The sequence below is a fragment of the Bacillus sp. C1 genome (assembly GCF_054570475.1).
In genome coordinates this window covers 117,242-137,081 of record NZ_JBTMZT010000001.1, presented here as the reverse complement: position 1 = coordinate 137,081, position 19,840 = coordinate 117,242, and the positions used below count along the sequence as shown (strand labels likewise).

18 protein-coding genes and 1 other annotated feature are annotated in these 19,840 nt (G+C 36.3%); of the genes, 4 read left to right on the top strand and 14 right to left on the bottom strand.

Annotated elements, in window-relative coordinates; translation table 11 throughout:
• Positions 1–76: 76 nt before the first annotated feature.
• Positions 77–664 (bottom strand): prolyl hydroxylase family protein, encoded by a 588-nt coding sequence (locus tag ACX5JI_RS00695; RefSeq protein ID WP_459499201.1) that lies wholly within the window; start codon positions 662–664, stop codon positions 77–79.
• A 275-nt stretch (positions 665–939) separates the two neighbouring features.
• On the opposite strand from ACX5JI_RS00695, the gene isdG reads away from it, so the two are divergent.
• On the top strand, positions 940–1,263 hold the full coding sequence (gene isdG / locus ACX5JI_RS00690) for a heme oxygenase (protein ID WP_459499200.1): 324 nt from the start codon (positions 940–942) through the stop codon (positions 1,261–1,263).
• A gap of 64 nt (positions 1,264–1,327) precedes the next feature.
• Here isdG and srtB read toward each other — a convergent pair whose 3' ends face one another.
• The 11 genes from srtB to zapA all read right to left on the bottom strand — a co-directional run bounded on the left by srtB (position 1,328) and on the right by zapA (position 15,082).
• The gene (srtB, locus tag ACX5JI_RS00685) at positions 1,328–2,092 is read right to left on the bottom strand and encodes a class B sortase (RefSeq protein ID WP_459499199.1); all 765 of its coding nucleotides are present in this window, start codon (positions 2,090–2,092) and stop codon (positions 1,328–1,330) included.
• Between the two features lie 44 nt (positions 2,093–2,136).
• On the bottom strand, positions 2,137–2,907 hold the full coding sequence (locus ACX5JI_RS00680) for an ABC transporter ATP-binding protein (RefSeq protein ID WP_459499198.1): 771 nt from the start codon (positions 2,905–2,907) through the stop codon (positions 2,137–2,139).
• Entirely contained in the window at positions 2,897–3,880 is a 984-nt protein-coding gene (locus tag ACX5JI_RS00675) for a FecCD family ABC transporter permease (RefSeq protein ID WP_459499197.1), read from the bottom strand. Before ACX5JI_RS00675 ends, ACX5JI_RS00680 begins: the two co-directional genes overlap by 11 nt.
• Before the next feature lie 28 nt (positions 3,881–3,908).
• A complete protein-coding gene (gene isdE / locus ACX5JI_RS00670) occupies positions 3,909–4,763 on the bottom strand; it encodes a heme ABC transporter substrate-binding protein IsdE (RefSeq protein WP_459500247.1) in 855 nt (284 codons plus the stop codon).
• Between the two features lie 107 nt (positions 4,764–4,870).
• The gene (gene isdX2 / locus ACX5JI_RS00665; protein WP_505307666.1) at positions 4,871–7,945 is read right to left on the bottom strand and encodes an NEAT domain-containing hemophore IsdX2; all 3,075 of its coding nucleotides are present in this window, start codon (positions 7,943–7,945) and stop codon (positions 4,871–4,873) included.
• Positions 7,946–7,980: 35 nt separating this feature from the next.
• Complete coding sequence (gene isdC, locus ACX5JI_RS00660; RefSeq protein ID WP_459499196.1) at positions 7,981–8,691, bottom strand: heme uptake protein IsdC; 711 nt, start codon at positions 8,689–8,691, stop codon at positions 7,981–7,983.
• Between the two features lie 525 nt (positions 8,692–9,216).
• The gene (locus ACX5JI_RS00655) at positions 9,217–9,906 is read right to left on the bottom strand and encodes a 23S rRNA pseudouridine(2604) synthase RluF (RefSeq protein WP_459499195.1); all 690 of its coding nucleotides are present in this window, start codon (positions 9,904–9,906) and stop codon (positions 9,217–9,219) included.
• A gap of 208 nt (positions 9,907–10,114) precedes the next feature.
• A complete protein-coding gene (locus ACX5JI_RS00650) occupies positions 10,115–12,475 on the bottom strand; it encodes an endonuclease MutS2 (protein WP_459499194.1) in 2,361 nt (786 codons plus the stop codon).
• 22 nt (positions 12,476–12,497) lie between these two features.
• Entirely contained in the window at positions 12,498–14,216 is a 1,719-nt protein-coding gene (polX, locus tag ACX5JI_RS00645) for a DNA polymerase/3'-5' exonuclease PolX (protein ID WP_459499193.1), read from the bottom strand.
• Between the two features lie 55 nt (positions 14,217–14,271).
• Entirely contained in the window at positions 14,272–14,811 is a 540-nt protein-coding gene (locus tag ACX5JI_RS00640) for a CvpA family protein (RefSeq protein WP_459499192.1), read from the bottom strand.
• Between the two features lies 1 nt (position 14,812).
• Positions 14,813–15,082: a cell division protein ZapA gene (gene zapA / locus ACX5JI_RS00635; protein ID WP_459499191.1), complete on the bottom strand. Its 270-nt coding sequence runs from the start codon at positions 15,080–15,082 to the stop codon at positions 14,813–14,815.
• 124 nt (positions 15,083–15,206) lie between these two features.
• Between zapA and rnhC the strand changes: the two genes are divergently transcribed.
• The gene (gene rnhC / locus ACX5JI_RS00630) at positions 15,207–16,145 is read left to right on the top strand and encodes a ribonuclease HIII (RefSeq protein WP_459499190.1); all 939 of its coding nucleotides are present in this window, start codon (positions 15,207–15,209) and stop codon (positions 16,143–16,145) included.
• Positions 16,146–16,236: 91 nt separating this feature from the next.
• Here rnhC and ACX5JI_RS00625 read toward each other — a convergent pair whose 3' ends face one another.
• On the bottom strand, positions 16,237–16,371 hold the full coding sequence (locus tag ACX5JI_RS00625; protein ID WP_459499189.1) for a YuzL family protein: 135 nt from the start codon (positions 16,369–16,371) through the stop codon (positions 16,237–16,239).
• A gap of 129 nt (positions 16,372–16,500) precedes the next feature.
• On the opposite strand from ACX5JI_RS00625, the gene ACX5JI_RS00620 reads away from it, so the two are divergent.
• Positions 16,501–16,893 carry a GtrA family protein gene (locus tag ACX5JI_RS00620; RefSeq protein WP_459499188.1) on the top strand — a complete coding sequence of 131 codons (393 nt, stop codon included), beginning with the start codon at positions 16,501–16,503 and terminating at the stop codon, positions 16,891–16,893.
• 222 nt (positions 16,894–17,115) lie between these two features.
• Here the strand turns inward: ACX5JI_RS00620 and asnS are convergent, their stop codons facing one another.
• Positions 17,116–18,507 (bottom strand): asparagine--tRNA ligase, encoded by a 1,392-nt coding sequence (asnS, locus tag ACX5JI_RS00615; RefSeq protein WP_459499187.1) that lies wholly within the window; start codon positions 18,505–18,507, stop codon positions 17,116–17,118.
• Between the two features lie 48 nt (positions 18,508–18,555).
• Positions 18,556–18,808: a binding site (T-box leader), on the bottom strand.
• Between the two features lie 402 nt (positions 18,809–19,210).
• Between asnS and ACX5JI_RS00610 the strand changes: the two genes are divergently transcribed.
• The gene (locus ACX5JI_RS00610; RefSeq protein ID WP_459499186.1) at positions 19,211–19,690 is read left to right on the top strand and encodes an exosporium protein D; all 480 of its coding nucleotides are present in this window, start codon (positions 19,211–19,213) and stop codon (positions 19,688–19,690) included.
• Positions 19,691–19,840: the final 150 nt, after the last annotated feature.

The following is a 19,840-nucleotide window of genomic DNA, read 5'->3' as shown; positions in this document are numbered from 1 at the left end:
TCCATCTTCAAGTAGTTTTATTTCTAACGTACCATTTACATTCCTGTCCTCAAAAAATACAGACCTACAATGCCTATTAGTATTGTGGTTTTTCACGAAACCATAATGTAGCAATCCATTTTTCCCCTTCTTGTACTGCACAACCTTCATGTAGGGAAAGTGGATGCGGTTCATTTGTTCCTCTTTTACAATTTTCAAAAACTAATAGTTTCCCTTCACTTGGAGTAATTGTAATATCTAAAGAAGGAAAAAATGTTTCTCCACCTTTATCAACTTTATTTAAATAAAGAATAGCCGTATAAATTCGTTGTCCACCTTGTTCAACTTGATTTCTCCCATACTCGATCCCAGTATTATAGCAATCAAGATGAGCCAAAAACTTCCCATCTACTTCATATCTCGCTGCTTGTAGCGGCTCAGCATGGTTAAGTGATAAGCCCATAATGGAAGCAATCCGTTCAGAGGCTTGTGTTACAATTCCATGTGAATAGTGAGGAAGCCAAGTGAAATCTGAATTTCGTTCTCCTGTATGCCCAAAGGATTGGGCGGACTGGATATGCTGCTTTGCTAATTCAATTAACTCTTGGCATTCTGCTCTTGTCATAATTTCTTCATATTGGGCTACAAAAGGCTCCTCATGAAGAATAGTTGGTATTTCTCTCATACAATGTAATCCCCTCTCAAACTTTATTGAACAACAGTATTATATTATGTGAATGAAACTGAATAGATGTTACGAACAATCATTCATGAAATATCACTTTTTCTAACTTAAAAACACTTCCTTCAGTCCCCACCGATTATTAGCCCTCACGAATCCATCCACAATTAGCGAGATAAATTTCTCTTATCACCATTGACATTGATAACGATTTTCATTATCATTTATTTAAGGATAACCTATGAAAATACTGGAATTATTACAGGAGGAATTAAGAAATGATTATTGTGACAAATACTTCTAAGATTACAAAAGGAGACGCTCATAAGTTAATTGAACGCTTTAATAAAGTTGGAAAGGTTGAAACAATGCCCGGCTTTTTAGGTTTAGAAGTTCTACTGACTGAGAATACAGTTGATTATGATGAGGTGACAATTAGTACACGATGGAATGCAAAAGAAGATTTTAAAGGCTGGACAAAGAGCAATGCATTTAAAGATGCTCATTCACATCGAAATGGATTACCAGAATACATTATCGAAAACAAAATTTCTTTCTATGATGTGAAAATTGTTCGCATGCCAATTGCTGCCGCTCAATAAACATCTATAACTAGTATAGAAGTGAAGCAATCGATCTTCTTTCACTTCTATACTTTTTTTATTTTCAACTTCGTTTCACCAACTTCGCATGTACGACTAATCTTCCCGCTTCTGGATCAAGCGCATAGTCACACGTTGAAAGTGTCAAAATCTGATCATTCGCTGTGACGGTTGTATCTGTTTTATAAAGTGATTTGTCTGTAATCTTTTGTAAAAATGCCGTATAGTCCTGATTGTTCTCAAAGTCAGTTTGAATATAATAAAAATCGGTCGTTGTTGTATAGACTGAAAAAACTTCAACAGTATATCCCTCAAACAACGTATCGTAATATAACTTGCGATGAGATGTAAAAAAATCCTTTTCTAGCATGTTCTTCAAACTACCAAACATAGAACCATCTTTCATACGGTGACCATACAAAATAGTATTTCGATTTTGCATTTTCACATCATTCCGATGATCCATAAAGATACTTCCAGCCCTCATATCCTCCCCTTTATAATTACGATATAAATAATAATCATTATCTTTTGCTTGTACAATCGGATAATTAATTTGTGTATCATCCATTGTAATCCATCCAACGATTTGCGGATTTATTTTTTGTAGTTTTTGAAACTGGGTACGTATTTTCCCATCATCTGCTTTTTTTTCCATATCACTACTTTGATAGATTTCTTGTGCTTCAGCCATTACTTTACGATTTTCATAATAATCCATGAACATACTACCTAGCTCATAGGCAGAATAAACAAATATACTAAAAACGACAACGGTTACGATTCTTTGAAAAAAAGTACTTTTTTTCTTTCGTTTCTTGTTGTTCAAGTTATCACCTCAAAACGGATTTTCTGACGGTTCCAATCCGCTTTTCAAATTCCCATCGGTACCATATACAATCCTGTATCTTCATCATGTTTTACAACCACATCTACACCGTATATTGTTTTAATCAGTTCTTCTGTCACAACATCATCTGGTGTACCTTTCATAACAATTTCCCCATCCTTCATAACGATAATATGATCGCTATATCGAATGGCCTGATTAATGTCGTGAAGGACCATGACAATCGTTAATCCATACACTTCATTTAATTCTTTAATCAGCTCTAATATTTCAAGTTGGTAGTAAATATCTAAATACGTTGTCGGTTCATCTAAAAAGAGCATTGGTGTACTTTGTGCTAAAGTCATCGCAATCCATACTCGCTGCCTTTCACCACCAGATAAAGTATGGATTTCCATATCTCGTTTCTCTTGCAGATTCGTACATGTTAACGCTCTTTCAATCGCTTCTCTATCCTCTTCACTTTGAGAAGAAAATAAGCCTTTATGTGGCATTCGACCAAAACTTGTTAATTTCTCAACAGTAATATCAGAAGGAGCTTCGTTTTGTTGATGAACAACTGCTAGTTTTTTGGCAAACTCTTTCGGTTTATATTGGCTAATTGTTTTTCCATCTAACATAACTTCTCCGCTCCGAGGAGCATGGTTTCTGGACATAACTCCTAGTAATGTTGATTTACCACAACCGTTAGGTCCAATAATCGTTGTAATTTTCCCAAGCTCAATTTCACTATTAACCGATTTTAAACGATTCGTTACATTGTCATACGAAAACGTTACGTTTTTAATTTCCATGAATTCGATCACTCTTTCTAAGCAAGAATATTAAAAATGGTCCACCGATAATTGCCATTATTGTCGCTGCTGGAATTTCATTAGGTGGCACAAGGAGTCGACCAATCGTATCCGCTGTCAAAATTAATAACGCACCCGCAAGTGCTGAAAACGGAATAAGTACTTTATGATCTGAACCAACTAATTGGCGAGAGATGTGCGGAATAAGTAATCCGACAAAAGCGATAACACCTGCAATTGCAGTCGATACAGCAGCTAAAAGGACAGCAATGGCTGAAATAATAAGGCGCACTCTCGTAACATGAAGTCCTAAATTTCTTGCTGTTTTATCTTGTAAAGATAATAGGTTACACCATGCTCCTAAAAATAGAGCGAGAATGAGACCGATTGAACCGTATGTAACAATAACGTCAACATCACTCCACGTTTTCATCGTTATATTTGATGTTGTCGTCTGCTTAATACTCTTAATAAAGTAACCACAAATCGTAACAAAAGACTCGTTTAACCCAGTAAACATCGCATTAATTGCGATACCAATCAAAATAATCCGCAATGGACTGAGCCCTGATTTCCAAGAAAATGAATACACTAGATAACATGCAAACGCTCCGCCTAAAAAAGCAAATAGCGGCGTCCAGAAAAAGAACTGTGGAAATAACGTAATAATAACGAGCGTCATGAAACTCGCCCCTGACGATATTCCAATCACTCCAGCATCCGCGAGCGGATTTTTCATAACTGCTTGGAAAAGTACACCTGAAACAGCAAGTGCCGCTCCTGTAAAGATTGCAATAATGATACGAGGAAAACGTAAATCTTTAATGACTTCAACATCCTCATTCATTCCTGTAAATATACCTTGTAAAAGGTCAATAACCCCTACTTCTAAACTTCCCTTCATGGCCGATACAATCGTCATCGCAATAAGTAACACAGTAACGACTACAAAACTCCAAACTTTTTTATTCATTCTAATCGTCCTTTATTTATAAAATAAATCATGGATACATCATGTTCTTTAATTCATCTAATGCCTCTGTAGCTGCTAAATTACCTGTTGTCCCAAATAAAAGCTCTTCTAAATCATACACTCGGTTATTTTTCACAGCGGCGAAATGCTTCCAAATATCATTCGTCTTAAATTCTTTATCAAACATTTTCACAACTTCATCTGGCATACCGTGAGCTGCTCGCAAAATAATATCTGGATCAGCTTTCTTTAAGTACTCTGTATTAGAAGCTAAATATTCCACTTTCTCACCCTGAACAATATTTTTACCACCTAATTGTTTTACAAGGTCACCAATATACGAGTGTTCTGTTGCTACTAAATAACTGCCTGGCACCCCTAGTAAAATAAGTACTGTCGGCGCTTTCTTTCCTTTGACTTGTTTTTGAATATCAGAAACCTTCTTATCAAATTTTTTCACAACTGCTTCAGCCTGTTTTTCACGATCATATTTCTTTCCTAAATCTGTAATCGTTTCTTGCATGTTTTTAAGACTTGTCAAGTTTAAAAAATTTGCTTTCATACCCGTTTCATTAAAAATAGGTTTTAATTCATATTCAAGTGTTGTAACAGATAATACCTCTGTTGGTTTCATCGATTTTAGTTTTTCCATATCTGGGCTCATCGGATTTCCTACCTCTGGTAACCCTTTATAACGCTTTGGTAATGTTTTATAACTTGTTGGCACTCCAATTAAATCGACTTCTAACGCATCCATAATTTCTGTCACTGCTACCGTTGTAGCAATAACACGTTCACTGTCAGTCTTTATTTTATTTGTGGCGACATTTTCTTTTTTAGGTGATGAGCATCCGGCTATACTAAATAGTAAAATCACAGCCATTAATGCACTAGTAAGTTTTCTCACTTTCAATCACCACTCCTTTCAAGGCAGTATCTAACTAAAAGTAAGTCTTGATACACAACAACGTGTATCAAGACTTTAAAAACTTACAGTCTACCTGCTCTATATTTGCGAACTAATAGAACAAGTGAACCTAATAATAACAACATGTATAAACTAATTTGTGCTGTATCTGCTGTTTTTGAGTTTTGTTCTTTGTTCTTATTATTGTTTGCACTTGTTGTTTGTGCCTTGCTGTCTTCATTTCTATTAAAATCAGGATTGTCAGTTTTTTGATTTTGAATAACTGAACCTTTTGTATTTTGATCTTTCGTATTTTGATCCTTTGTATTCGGGTCATCCTTAACTGTTCCTACAGCGCCAATATTATTTGGATCAAATTGAATTTGTACATCATAGAAATGATGGTAATTCATTGAATCGATATCTACTTTTACTTTTGCATTTAATTTTGCAAATAAATCATCGACTTCGAATTCTACAACTCTTGTATCTGCATTTTTATCTTCACTTACTACTTTCGCATCTAAAAATGCACCCGCGTTTTCTGTTTGGAATTTCGTAATCCATGCACTATTTTTCAGTGTCATCGCAACACGCTTCTTGCCATCTTTCACTGTTAACTTCGCTGGGCTTACTACATATTGGTTCATCATTGAAATTTCTTCTGTTATATCTTTTAATACTTTAAAGGAAATGTCGTATTGACCATCTTTTAAATTTTTCGGATCAACTTTTTGATTTCCGTTTGGAGTATGATCCCCGCCTGAGTTGTTATTTCCATTCGGAGTGTTATCTCCACCTGGATTGTTGCTTCCATTCGGATTATTATCTCCACCTGGATTGTTATTACCACCAGGGGTGTTGTTTCCGCCCTGACTACCTAAAGCTTTAATACTCCCCTTATCAAATGCAATTTGAATATCATAGAAATGGTGGTAATTCATTGAATCGATATCTACTTTTACTTTTGCATTTAATTTTTTCGATAAATCAGCAGCTTCTACTTCCACTACTCGCGTATCTGCATTCTTATCTTCACTTAACACTTTCGCATCAACAAAAGCACTATTCTTTTCAAATTCGAATTTTGTAATCCATGCACTATTCGTTAATGTAAAGGATACATACTTCTTTCCATCTTTTACTTTTAATACACCTGGGCTCTTTGTGTATGTGTTCATCATTGAAATTTCTTCTGTTTTATCTTTTAACACTTTGAAATCAATGCTGTACTCGCCGTCTTTTAATGCATTAGGGTCTATTGTTGTATTTTCACCTTGGTTGTTGTTTCCGCCTTGGCTATTGTCTCCGCTTTGGCCATTGTCTCCGCCTTGACCATTGTCTCCGCCTTGACCATTGTCTCCGCCTTGACCATTGTCTCCGCCTTGACCATTGTCTCCGCTTTGGCCATTGTCTCCGCCTTGGCCATTGTCTCCACCTTGACCATTGTCTCCGCCTTGACCATTGTCTCCACCTTGGCCATTGTCTCCGCCTTGGTTACCTAAAGCTTTAATACTCCCTTTATCGAATGCAAATTGAATGTCATAGAAATGGTGGTAATTCATTGAATCGATATCTACTTTTACTTTTGCATTTAACTTTTCAGATAAGTCAGCAACTTCTACTTCCACTACTCGCGTATCTGCGTTCTTATCTTCACTTATTACTTTCGCATCAACAAACGCACTATTCTTTTCAAACTCAAATTTTGTAATCCATGAACTATTTGTTAATGTAAAGGATACATATTTCTTCCCATCTTTTACTTTTAATACACCTGGGCTCTTTGTGTATGTGTTCATCATTGAAATTTCTTCTGTTTTATCTTTTAACACTTTGAAATCAACGCTGTACTCGCCATCTTTTAATGCATTAGGATCTGTTGTTGTATTTCCACCTTGACTATTGTTTCCACCTTGGTTGTTGTCTTCACCTGGTTGTTTATCTCCATCTGGTTGTTTATCTCCACCTGGTTGTTTGTCTCCATCTGGTTGTTTGTCTCCATCTGGTTGTTTATCTCCACCTGGTTGTTTGTCTCCATCTGGTTGTTTATCTCCACCTGGTTGTTTATCTCCATCTGGTTGTTTATCTCCACCTGGTTGTTTGTCTCCATCTGGTTGTTTGTCTCCATCTGGTTGTTTGTCTCCATCTGGTTGTTTGTCTCCATCTGGTTGTTTGTCTTCAGCTGTTATTAGCTTAAGATTCTCTTGATCAAATACGAGCTGTACATCATGTGTTTGTTTGTAATTCGCTGATGCCATTTCGATTGATACTTTGGCATTTAATTTTCCCGATAAATGATCTACATCAAATTCTACGACTCTTGTATCTGCTGCCTTATCTTCACTTACTACTTTTGCATCAATGAATGTGCCATCTTTTTCTACTTGGAAATTCTTAATCAATGAGCTGCTTTTCAAAGTAAAGAACGCTTTCTTCTTACCTTCTTCCACTTTCAATACGCCTGGATTTACCATGTACCTATTCATTTTAGATTCTTCATCTGTTTTATCTTTTAACACTTTAAAGGGAATGCTGTACTCACCATCTTTAATTGTGTTAGAATTTGTTTGTTGATCTGAGTCAGGCTTTTGGTCGGGCTTCTGACTTTGATCTGGTTTTTCATTTGGATCTTGCTTAGTAGCTGGGTCCTCTTTTTCATCTGGACTTTTTGGTGTGTCTGGTTTAGTCACTTTAATTGGTGTAATACTTTCTTTATCAAACGAAAAACGAATGTCATAGTAGTGATGATAGTTTAGCGCATCAATATCTACTTTTACTTTTGCATTTAAAAGTTTTTCTATGTCCTCTACATCAAATTCTACGACTCTTGTATCTGCTGTTTTATCTTCACTTATTACTTTCGCATCAACAAATGCTCCATTTTTCTCTGTCTCAAATTTCGTAATCCAAGCACTATGAGTTAATGTAAAGGATACTTTCTTTTTCCCATCCTTCACCTTCAAAGTTCCTGGGCTTATGGAATAATCATTCATCATCGATTTTTCATCTGATTTATCCTTTAGCACTTTGAACGCAATTGAATATTCACCGTCAGCTAAAGTTGTAGCTGCTTGGGCTGTAAGTGGTTGTAACGTTGATACGAATGTAAATATCATTAAAAACATTGCAACAACAATCTTAAAATACCTGCTCAATAGAATGACGCTCCTTTTACATGTTTTTTAATTATTTACTTGCTTAACTTTACTTTACGAATTAAGAAAACACCTGAAATAAGAACTAATGCCGCAAATAATCCGATACGTGCCTCATCGCCTGTTTTTGGGTTATCCGTTTTTTCAGCTTTCTCTTTTTCATTTGTTTCTTTAGTAACCTCTTTATTTGTCTCTTTATTTGTTTCTTTCATTTTCTCTTCTTTTACTTGTCCATCTTGTTTATTTTGATCATCCGTTTTTGTTACAGCAGCTGCGTTATTATCTCCACCTGCAGATTTTACATTTGCATCAAATGCAAAACGAATTGTGTAATGATGATCGTAGTTTGCACTTGGTACAACAACGTGAATTTTTACGCCTAACGGTTTAGATAAATCATCGACTTTAAATTCAACAGTTCTTTTATCTGCTGCTTCATCCTTACTCACGACTTTTGAATCAACAAAATTTCCGTTTTCTGGTGCTTTAAATTCTGTAATCCAAGCACTATGATTCATCGGAACTTGTACTCTCATCTCACCATTTTTTACGATTAACTTAGCTGGCTTTTCAAAATAATCATTTGCCATAGAAGCTGAATCATCTTCTGCTTTTTTTATGACATAGTTAATATCATAAGTCCCATCAGCCAATTTTGCTGAAGCTTGTCCAGATGGTACGATGAGAAAAGCGACCATACATACAAGTGTTATAATAAAAGTTGGTAATGCGAAAAACTTTCTCATTTTGCTTATTTCCTCCCTATTTATCTTCTAATCTAAACGTAAGTAACATCCCGCAAGTGATAATTATTCTCATTAATTATTAAAAAAATAACCTATTTCTACTTGTCTATTACAAAATTGTTCCCTCAAACATAGAAATGATTATCATTCTCACTTATGTTCAAAAAAAATAATCCTTCTCCTTATTACCTTTCAAAAGAAATACACAAAAATGATTATCATTCTCAATATAGTTCAAAAAAAATAACCGTTATGATTCTGTTGTTCTATCACCTCTTCTTCTCCTACAATAATTGAAACAACGTGTTTTCTCTTTTTCGCCATCACTTCCCTTCAATAATTTCCACAACTAAATCAATCTTAGCCTAACCATGAAAATTTTGTCAACTAGATTATGTATAATTTTTTAATATCTAAATTTCTTTATATACAATATTTGCTAAAAAAAGAGACTTTCTTTTAAAGAAAGCCCCTTTTCATCATTTTTCTACAGTAGCATTGCTCTTTTGAAAACCAGAGAAACAACTATAGCCGCTTCAATAATTCCTGTAACTCTTGCTCTGTGACATTGCGCCACTTTCCAATTTCTAATTCATCAAGCTTAATATTCATAATTCGTACTCGTTTTAATTTCATTACTGTATATCCAAATGCTCGGCTCATTCGCCTAATTTGTCGATTCATCCCTTGCGTTAAAATAATGCGAAATGTAGAGTGATCTACTCGCGTTACTATACAAGGCTTCGTCAAGCCATCCTTAATCTTCACACCGCGCGACATTTCATTAATAAACCAATCTGTAAACGGCTTATCCACTGTTACAATATATTCTTTTTCATGCTCATGATCCCCGTGTAAAATTTGATTAGCGATGCTGCCATCGTTCGTTAGCAAAATTAAACCTTCAGATGCTTTATCTAAACGACCAACTGGAAAAATTCTCTCCGGATGATTCATATACTCAATAATGTTTCCTTCAATATGTTCCGCAGCAGTACAAGTAATTCCCACTGGTTTATGGAAGGCAATATAGATTTTTTCTTTCTGCTCTTTTTCAATGATTTTTCCATCAACCGTTACAATATCGTTTTGATTTACCATGAGACCGTGCGTACAAACTTCACCGTTAATTGCCACGCGGCCTGCTTTAATGAGGCGATCTGTCTCTCTTCTTGAACAGGATCGTGCTTCGCTTATAAATTGATTAATTTTCATCTTCTATCCCTTTTTTCTTATAGATTATTCGAAAAGAAAAAGCGTCAATCTCCGGCGGTATATTCCTGCTGAGATTGACACTCCTTTACTTCGCAAAAACCACTAAATAAATAACCCCAATCACCAAAAATATGCCGCAACAAGCTAGCAATACTTTTGCAAGTTTGTCCATAAACATAATGGCTTACCCCTTTTACTTGGCTTTTTGCTATTTTAATTCGACAACTGTTACGCCAAGGCCTCCCTCACCCATGTCACCGTAACGGTAGTTTTTCACGCCGCGATGTTTCTTAAGGTAATCTTGTACACCTTGGCGAAGTGCTCCTGTTCCTTTTCCGTGAATAATGGATACGCGCGGATAGCTTGCAAGTTGTGCATCGTCTAAATATTTTTCTACACGCATCATTGCATTTTCAAAACGTTCACCGCGAAGATCAAGTTCTAAGGAAACGTGGTAGTCTCTTCCCTTAACAGTCGCAACTGCTTTTTTCTCAACCGGTTGTGGCGAGTTAATGTATTCCATATCAGATTCTTTTACTTTCATTTTTAGAATACCAATTTGGACATTCCATTCATTATCGCTTACTTTTTTCAACAGCTGGCCTTTTTGGCCGAAAGTTAATACTTTTACTTCATCGCCTGCTCTTAATTGTTGCTTTGGTGCTGTATTTTTCACTTTTACTTTTTGCTTTTTCACAAGCTCTGGCGCTGCCCCTTCTAAGCGGCTCTTCGCCTCAATCAGTTCATGATCTTTCACATTTGCAAGCTGTGCTTTCCGCAACTGACGAAGCTCATGAATAATACCTTCTGCTTCTTTTTTCGCAGCTTCTACTTTTACTTCGCCTTCTTTTTGCGCTTTTAATAATCTTTCATCGCGCTCTTCATTAAATTCAATAATTTGACGTTGCAACTCGCGATGAAGTTTTTCAGATTGTTTACGATGTTCTTCTGCTTCATTCCATTCACGCTCTGCATTTTTCTGGCTTTCTTCTAGCTTCGCAATCATATTTTCGATTTTATTTGTATCCGTACTAATGTGATTACGAGCCCGATCAATTACGCGATCAGATAAACCGAGGCGTTTTGAAATTTCAAAAGCATTACTGCGGCCTGGGACACCTATTAATAATTTATAAGTTGGGCTTAATGTATTTACATCAAACTCCACACTTGCATTAATCACTTGCTCACGATTATATCCATATGCTTTTAACTCTGGATAATGCGTCGTCGCAACAACGCGTGCTCCTCGGTTATATACCTCATCTAAAATAGAAATCGCAAGTGCTGCTCCTTCTTGCGGGTCTGTTCCAGCACCTAATTCATCAAATAACACTAAACTTTCAAAATCAGCTTTTTCTAAAATATCTACAATGTTCACCATATGTGAGGAGAACGTACTTAAACTTTGTTCAATCGATTGCTCATCACCGATATCAGCAAAAATGTTTTTAAATATACAAATCTCTGATTCGTCTAATACTGGAATATGAAGACCAGATTGCGCCATTAATACACAAATACCGACTGTTTTTAGTGTAACCGTCTTACCACCTGTATTCGGTCCTGTAATAACAATTGTTGTGAAGTCCTTACCAAGCATAATGTCGTTTGGCACAATAATTTCCGGATCAATAAGTGGATGGCGTGCTTGTCGTAAATCCATATATCGTTCATTGTTTACAATTGGTTTCGTCGCTTTGATTCGCTTTGCATATAATGCTTTTGCAAAAATAAAATCAAGATTTGCGATAACCTCTACATTCGCTAATACGATATCGGCTTCTACTGCAACTTCTTCTGTTAACATCATTAAGATGCGTTCTACTTCTTGTTTTTCTTTCACACGCGCTTCTTGCAGTGCATTATTTAGTTCCACAATAACTTGCGGTTCAATAAATAACGTTTGTCCAGATGCCGATTGGTCATGAACAATACCGCCGTATACGCCGCGATATTCCTGTTTTACAGGAATTACATAACGGTCATTCCGAATTGTTACGATTGCATCTGACAGCATCTTCTGCGCATTAGAAGAGCGTGTCATATTTTCCAGTTTCTCACGAATGCGGCTTTCCGCAGTGCGGATTTGATTACGAATACCACGCAGTTTATCACTCGCGCTATCAACTACTTCACCGCCATCACCAATGCAGTTTGTAATTTTCTTTTCTAAATCATATAAAGATACAATTTGTGCGACATGCGTTTCTAAAATCGGAAGTTCTACACCATTATCAATCATATCTTCAATAAATCGCTTCATTTGACGGCTACCATACATCGTACTTGCAATATCAAGCAGTTCATGTGGGCTTAACATACTTCCTATTTTCGCACGCTTTACATTTGGACGAATATCAAAAATCCCGCCGAGCGGTACATGTCCTTTTAAGCGAATAACTTTCGCCGCTTCGTCAGTCGTTTCTTGCATTTCTACAATTTCTTCAAAATCTGTACTTGGCATAAGGCTCTTCACTTTATCACGACCAAGTGAAGAAGCAACATGTTCAAGTAATTGTTCTTTTACTTTGCCATATTCTAATACACGCAACGTTCGTTCTAACATAAGTTGCCTGTCCCCCCCAATATTACTTATTCCGTTTAATAAAATCTAATAAACGTTCAATATCCCATGTGTTAATTACAGTATCTTTTTGAATCCAACCTTTACGAGCTGCCGCTACACCTGTTTCCATATCTTCTAGCATTTCAAGTGTATGAGCATCCGTATTAATCGCTACCTTTACACCAGCATCTTGCGCTTGCTTTAATAGCTTTGCGCTTAAATCTAATCGGTTCGGATTTGCGTTTAATTCTAAAACTGTATCTGTTTCTTTTGCGAGTTCAATGAGTAAATCTGTATCTACATCGTACCCTTCTCGGCGTCCAAGAAGACGACCTGTCGGGTGAGCAATCATTGTGACATGTTTATTTTCAATTGCCGCGCGCAAACGTTTCATAATTGTTTCACGGTTTTGTGAGAAGCTAGAATGAATTGCCCCGATAACATAGTCAAGCTCCGCTAATACTTCATCATCAAAATCGAGCGTTGCATCTGGTAAAATGTCCATTTCAATGCCGCGTAAAATTGTAATATCTGGGTATTTTTCGTTAATACGCTCAATCTCTTTCCCTTGCTCACGAAGACGTTCTTTCGTTAAACCATTTGCTACTTTCAAATATTGTGAATGGTCGGTAATTGCCATAAATTTATACCCTCGAGCGCGGCAAGCTTGTACCATTTCCTCAATTGAAAAAGCACCGTCACTCCATGTTGTATGCATATGTAAATCACCTTGTATGTCAGAGAACTGAATTAAATCCGGATATTCCTTAATAAGTTCAATCTCTTTTCCATCTTCACGTACTTCTGGCGGAATGAATGGCAGACCGAAATGAGCGAAGAATGCCTCTTCTGTTTCAAATGTCTTCACTTCACCTGTTTCTAAATTTTCCACACCATACTCACTAATCTTTTCACCTTTATCTTTCGCAATTTGGCGCATTTTTACATTATGATCTTTTGAGCCTGTGAAATGATGAAGTGTCGTAATAAATTCTTCAGGTTGTACAAGACGGAAATCAATTGAAATATCGTATTCATATTGAAGGCGAACAGATACCTTTGTATCACCGCTCGCAATGACTTCAATCATATTATCAAACTGTAATAAATGTTCGCGTACCACTGCTGGATTTTCCGTTGCAATAATGAAATCTAAATCTTTCACGGTCTCGCGAACACGGCGTAAGCTACCAGCACGCGAGAATCGAACAATTTCCTGGATATTCGACAATTTTTCTTCTATTTCCCCGGCAATAGGTAACACCATTGCAATCGGTAAACGCTCTGGACGAGAGCCAACTTGAGCAATTGCTTCTAATATTTTCTCTTCTGTTTTCTTACCAAATCCCGCCAAAGCTTGCACTTTATTTTCTTCACAAGCTTTTTGCAATGTTTCCATATCAATAACGCCGAGCTCTTTATACAATTTCGCCACTTTTTTACCACCAAGCCCTGGTAATTTTAATAACGGTAAGAGGCTGCTCGGCACTTCTTTTTCAAGTTCTTGTAATACTTCTGAAGTTCCACTTTCCATATATTCTTGAATAACTGCAGCTGTTCCTTTTCCAATCCCCGGAATCTTTGTGAAATCTTCAATTTCAGAAAGACTACGATCATCGCTTTCTAATGCTGCTGCCGCTTTCCGAAATGCAGATATTTTAAATGGATTTTCGCCCTTAAGTTCCATAAAAAGGCCGATAGTCTCCAGCAATTGAATCACTTGCTTTTTATTTACTTTCATTGTTTCCCCGCCTTTCTTTCATAGAAAAAAACTCCTCTTTCTGAAAAAAGAGAAGTTATACTCTGCTACCTGTCTGCCATAGTTCCTTCACCTTTTCAGAAAGAATCGGTGTATCGTCTACAATTATTTTGCTAATTGATGATTTTTGCAGTGGTGTTTGTACTTGTTCAATCGGAAGAACCGTTCCAATAATAATTAAGACAAACAAAAGAATATACACTTCAAAGAAACCAAGAAGTGCCCCAGCAAACGCATTTACCTGCTTTATAACTGGAATTTCTGTAAACATATTCAGCAAATTCCCAAGCAGCGAAAGCGCAATTTTTGTAACAATAAATAATACAATAAATGCAATTGCTTGATAGAATACCGCTTCAATATTACTTGCATCAATCCACTCTGGAACAGATACATTTTTATCAAATGGGTACGGAATAAATTTCTCAAGCGCTGGTGCCAAATCTTTGCAGTACCAGTATGCAACAAGATATGCGATAATAAAACTTGTTAGCTTTATTAGTTGTAAGACAAATCCTCTTCTTAAACCAAGAAAAAATCCCATAACAAGCAATAAAATGATAATAATATCAACCATGTTATTCCAATCCTTTTTGTGTCATACTTTCTTTCAATTTCTCATGTTCATCTTTTAATTTTATGTAATCGTGTATGACGTTTACCGCCGTCAATACCGCTAATCTACTCGTATCAAGCGAAGGATTCCTGGCATTGAGTTCGCGCATTTTATCATCCACAATCGCTGCTACCATACGGATATGGCTTGTACTTTCATCGCCAACAACTGAATATTGTTGACCATAGATTTCTACATTAATTCGACTTTTATTTCCCTTTTGTTGTGACAACTAACCGGCCTCCAATCACGTACAGAATCCTAAAGTTTATCATACCATGAACCATCATAATATGGAAACAGAAAGAACAATCCGATATGATAAAAATAACAATATAAAAAAAGGAGCGACTACTTTGTCAAATTCTATCGTAATTCAAACAAATCCTGCAACAATTGAAAACATGCAGCAGCAATATAAACAAGCAATTTCCCCAAAAGTTCCGCAGGGTGGTATCTTTATGGCAAAAATCCCATCTTGTACCATTACGGCCTATAAATCGGGTAAAGTAATGTTTCAAGGTATTCGTGCGCAGGAAGAAGCAGCACGTTGGCAAAATGTTTCTCAAGCACCAAAATCTACTGGTAAAAAAACGGTAAATTCACATCGCTATGCCCCGCCTTCTTCAATCGGCACAATGTCTATTGCCGGATCTGATGAAGTAGGTACTGGAGATTACTTCGGACCGATGACAGTTGTTGCTGTATATGTGGATGCAAAACAAATTCCACTTTTAAAAGAACTTGGTGTAAAAGACTCAAAAAATTTAAATGATACGCAAATTACTGAGATTGCAAAAAAACTCCTTCACGTTGTCCCTTACAGCTCTCTCGTTTTACATAATGAAAAATATAACGAACTGTTCGAAAAAGGAAACAATCAAGGTAAACTAAAAGCACTCTTACACAATAAAGCTCTAACAAATTTGCTAGCAAAGATTGCACCGACAAAACCAGAAGGTATCCTAATCGACCAATTTACGCAGCCTGATACATACTATAAATATTTAGCTAAACAAAAGGAAGTGCAGCGAGAAAATGTTTATTTTGCTACAAAAGGCGAAAGCGTTCATTTAGCAGTAGCAGCAGCCTCCATTTTAGCTCGCTATTCATTCGTAAAACAGTTTGATAAGCTAAGTAAAAAAGCGGGTATGCCACTCCCAAAAGGAGCGGGCAAACAAGTAGATATTGCCGCAGCTAAACTGATTCAAAAACTAGGAAAAGAACGATTACCTGAGTTTGTAAAGCTTCACTTTGCAAATACAGAGAAGGCATTTCGTTTATTGAAAAAATAGTTATTTTTAGTATCGACAATATACGGATGAGCTAAACAAAAGAAAAACATATAAAGAAGAGTAGTCGACATGACTACTCTTCCTTATATGTTTAACTACGCTTTTGTCTCTTATTTGATGAAGGTACTTTAAAGGAACCCGTTTCGTGTGTTGTCGTCCCTTGCCCTTCCACTTGCGAGGAACCAAGGCTTGCTCTAGAAGGATCTTGTTTTATTTTTTTACCCATTGTACTCACCCCCAATGTTACTGTTTGCTTAGAGGTGAAAAACTATACGAGCGAAGCAGGTCATGATGGACGAGACAAATGGAAATAAAGGAATTTATATGGTGAAATTATCCTTGAAGGGAGATAGTCATGAAAAATAATCATAAACAAATCATTAGATTTATTTTTGTTGGATGCATGAATACATTAAACTATTGGTTACTTTTTTTATTGTTTGTTCATGTTTTCCATTTTCATCATTTAGTCTCACATAGTATAGCTTTCATATTAAGTATGATTGGTTCGTTTTTTATGAATACATATTTTACTTATAAAACAAAAGCAACTTTAAAGAAATTTTTCCAATTCCCATTAACTTATATCGTAAACTTTTTGATTACGACAATCAGTATTTATATTTTAGTTGACTTGTTACATTGGAATAAAGACATTGCACCATTATTATCATCTGTCATTGCGATTCCGTTTACATTTGGTATATCTAAAAAAATATTAGTTACTAAAAAGGAAATCAGTATATAAAAAGAAACATGATGATCTGAAGAGAGTTGTTCTTATAAATTGGTGAATGAAATTTTATCAACCATTTCTCACAATATATCGACGATTTTTTAAATATATCAGCGATTCGACAAAGGATATCGACTAACCAACAAAAAACGACAAAAAGCAGGAGCCTCCTAGCTACTGTTTCCCAACAAACTAAAAAAAACGAGAGGATACCCCTCTCGTTTTTTATATACCTTAAAACTCCGAAGAGCCTGGTGTTCTTGGGAATGGAATAACGTCGCGAATGTTCGCCATACCAGTGATGTACATTAAGAAACGTTCGAAACCAAGGCCGAATCCAGCGTGTTTTGTGCCGCCGTATTTTCTAAGTTCTAAGTACCACCAGTAGTCTTCTTCGTTCATGCCTAATTCTTTAATACGTTCTACTAAAACATCCATTCTTTCTTCACGTTGGCTACCACCGATCAATTCGCCGATGCCAGGAACGAGAAGGTCAGTAGCAGCAACTGTTTTTCCATCTTCGTTCATACGCATATAGAATGCTTTAATATCTTTTGGATAGTCCGTTACGAATACAGGGCGTTTAAAGATTTCTTCTGATAAGTATCTTTCATGCTCTGTTTGTAAGTCAATACCCCATTCTACTGGGTATTTGAAGTCTGCACCTGATTCTTGAAGCACTTTAATTGCTTCTGTATATGTGATGCGGCCAAAGTCAGAGTTAATTACGTTGTTCATGCGCTCAAGAACTGTTTTATCAACGAATTGGTTGAAGAATTCCATTTCTTCTGGTGCATGCTCTAGTACGTATTTCATTGCATATTTCAGCATATCTTCTGTAAGATCCATTACATCACCTAGTTCAGCAAATGCAATCTCAGGTTCAACCATCCAGAACTCAGCTGCGTGACGAGTTGTGTTTGAGTTTTCAGCGCGGAATGTTGGTCCGAATGTGTATACATCGCGGAACGCTAATGCATAAGCTTCAGCATTCAATTGTCCACTTACTGTTAAGTTTGTTTCTTTACCGAAGAAGTCTTTTGACTCATCAACTTGTCCGTCTTCACCTTTTGGTACGTTGTTTAAATCTTGCGTTGTTACGCGGAACATTTCGCCCGCACCTTCTGTATCACTACCCGTGATAATTGGTGTATGAACGTGTACGAAGCCACGCTCTTGGAAGAACTGATGAATCGCAAATGCTGCGATAGAACGCACACGGAACGTTGCAGAGAATGCATTTGTTCTTGGACGTAAATGAGCGATTGTACGTAAGTATTCAAATGTGTGACGTTTCTTTTGAAGTGGGTAATCAGAATCTGATAAGCCCTCGATGTCAATTTTTTCTGCTTTAATTTCAAATGGTTGTTTTGCCCCTGGCGTTACAACTAGCTTACCTTCTACTTTGACAGAAGAGCTTAACGGAAGCTTCGCAATCTCTTTAAAGTTATCTAATTCTGTATCAAAAACGATTTGAACGCTTTTGAAGAAGCTACCATCATTTAATTCGATAAAACCAAATGCTTTTGAATCACGTAAGTTACGGATCCAACCTGATACTTGAACTTTTTGATCTGCATATTTATCTGTATCTCTATACAGACTTTTTACTAATGTGTTTTCCATAGTAAATCTCCTTTTCCTATATTTAAATACAAAAAAACCTTCCATCCATAAAGGGACGAAAGGTTAAACTTCGCGGTACCACCCAATTTGTCATAAAGACCAACTTTAACTCGTATGTATTTACATACTTCCCGGTTTGTAACAGGCCGGATTCCCGTCTAAGTCTACTCTTGAATACAGGATTCAATTTCGGTTAGCAACTCCAAGGGGTTCTTCATATATACCGCCTCATCAGGCTCTCACCGTCCCTGACTCGCTATGGATTATAGTATATACTACTTTTCCTTATCATCGTCTTTCATGAATGTTAAACTAAAATTAATGTACTACATTCGAGGGAAAGATGCAAGGTGTCCAATACATAAAAGAATCTTTGCATTTGTATTATATAAATACAAATTGAAAAAATGACATAAAACCATTCTTTTTAGGTGGGAGAGAGCATCCGGCCATGCATAGAAGCGGTCAGACCCTCTTCCTACCCCATGCCAAGTGAAAACAAAGAGAGAAAATGAGTGTAGTTCACTTTTTATTCCTCCTAGCAGCGGGTTATGTGCCCTAAAATCAAAATGGATTTATATATTTCTCTTTCCATCCACTAAAAATAAAAAATTACATGTTTATCGCCTAGCGTCCAAACGAATTTTTATAACTTACATACTATATATGTAAAAAATTACAAAAAGAAAGGTAGGCGCTATGTATGAATGATTCTCTTCATAAAGGTAATAAGAAGGATCGTAAGAACGAATCACTTCATGATCAAAAAAATAAATGCCCTGTTCAAAATCATGCAGTTACTACTTCTAATGACCCTATAAATATTCTTATATTTGCAAATATTGGGCCGCAAACTATTTTCGAAGATTTTACTACTAACCATAATAAAACATTACTCAAATTATCATCCATACCAACACCTGCAGAAGGTGTAATCCTCCCAGCTCAGCCCCTTGATATAACAATTTACACAAGAAACTCTAACCTTCCAATTATCGCCAGAATACCTGGTGCAACAGATACAAATACCATACAAGGCAGTACGCGAATATTTCAAGTAGAGAATTTTCAAAGCTTGACCGTTTCAACCCCAGATATCGTTGGAACACTACATGCATGTATCGAAAAAACGTTCTGCATCTACTGTCAAGATGTACAAAAAAAAGAAATTTGTGAAGGGTAATGATCCCGCAAACTCCTGTTGTTGTTATGATTTGCCCAGGCGCCAATAAAGTAAAACTTTAATCAGTGGGAGGATTCTTCAACAACCTAAAAAAAGCAACATGGTAATCTGACGAGATTGGTTCGTATAAAGTGGTGAATGAAATTTTAT

What these genes read in the sequence shown, in the direction of transcription:
- ACX5JI_RS00695 (WP_459499201.1), bottom strand. Translation starts at nt 664, where the DNA reads ATGAGAGAAATACCAACTATTCTTCATGAGGAGCCTTTTGTAGCCCAA.
- isdG (WP_459499200.1), top strand. Translation starts at nt 940, where the DNA reads ATGATTATTGTGACAAATACTTCTAAGATTACAAAAGGAGACGCTCAT.
- ACX5JI_RS00680 (WP_459499198.1), bottom strand. Translation starts at nt 2,907, where the DNA reads ATGGAAATTAAAAACGTAACGTTTTCGTATGACAATGTAACGAATCGT.
- ACX5JI_RS00675 (WP_459499197.1), bottom strand. Translation starts at nt 3,880, where the DNA reads ATGAATAAAAAAGTTTGGAGTTTTGTAGTCGTTACTGTGTTACTTATT.
- isdE (WP_459500247.1), bottom strand. Translation starts at nt 4,763, where the DNA reads ATGGCTGTGATTTTACTATTTAGTATAGCCGGATGCTCATCACCTAAA.
- isdC (WP_459499196.1), bottom strand. Translation starts at nt 8,691, where the DNA reads ATGAGAAAGTTTTTCGCATTACCAACTTTTATTATAACACTTGTATGT.
- ACX5JI_RS00655 (WP_459499195.1), bottom strand. Translation starts at nt 9,906, where the DNA reads ATGAAAATTAATCAATTTATAAGCGAAGCACGATCCTGTTCAAGAAGA.
- ACX5JI_RS00650 (WP_459499194.1), bottom strand. Translation starts at nt 12,475, where the DNA reads ATGTTAGAACGAACGTTGCGTGTATTAGAATATGGCAAAGTAAAAGAA.
- polX (WP_459499193.1), bottom strand. Translation starts at nt 14,216, where the DNA reads ATGAAAGTAAATAAAAAGCAAGTGATTCAATTGCTGGAGACTATCGGC.
- ACX5JI_RS00640 (WP_459499192.1), bottom strand. Translation starts at nt 14,811, where the DNA reads ATGGTTGATATTATTATCATTTTATTGCTTGTTATGGGATTTTTTCTT.
- ACX5JI_RS00625 (WP_459499189.1), bottom strand. Translation starts at nt 16,371, where the DNA reads ATGGGTAAAAAAATAAAACAAGATCCTTCTAGAGCAAGCCTTGGTTCC.
- ACX5JI_RS00620 (WP_459499188.1), top strand. Translation starts at nt 16,501, where the DNA reads ATGAAAAATAATCATAAACAAATCATTAGATTTATTTTTGTTGGATGC.
- asnS (WP_459499187.1), bottom strand. Translation starts at nt 18,507, where the DNA reads ATGGAAAACACATTAGTAAAAAGTCTGTATAGAGATACAGATAAATAT.
- ACX5JI_RS00610 (WP_459499186.1), top strand. Translation starts at nt 19,211, where the DNA reads ATGAATGATTCTCTTCATAAAGGTAATAAGAAGGATCGTAAGAACGAA.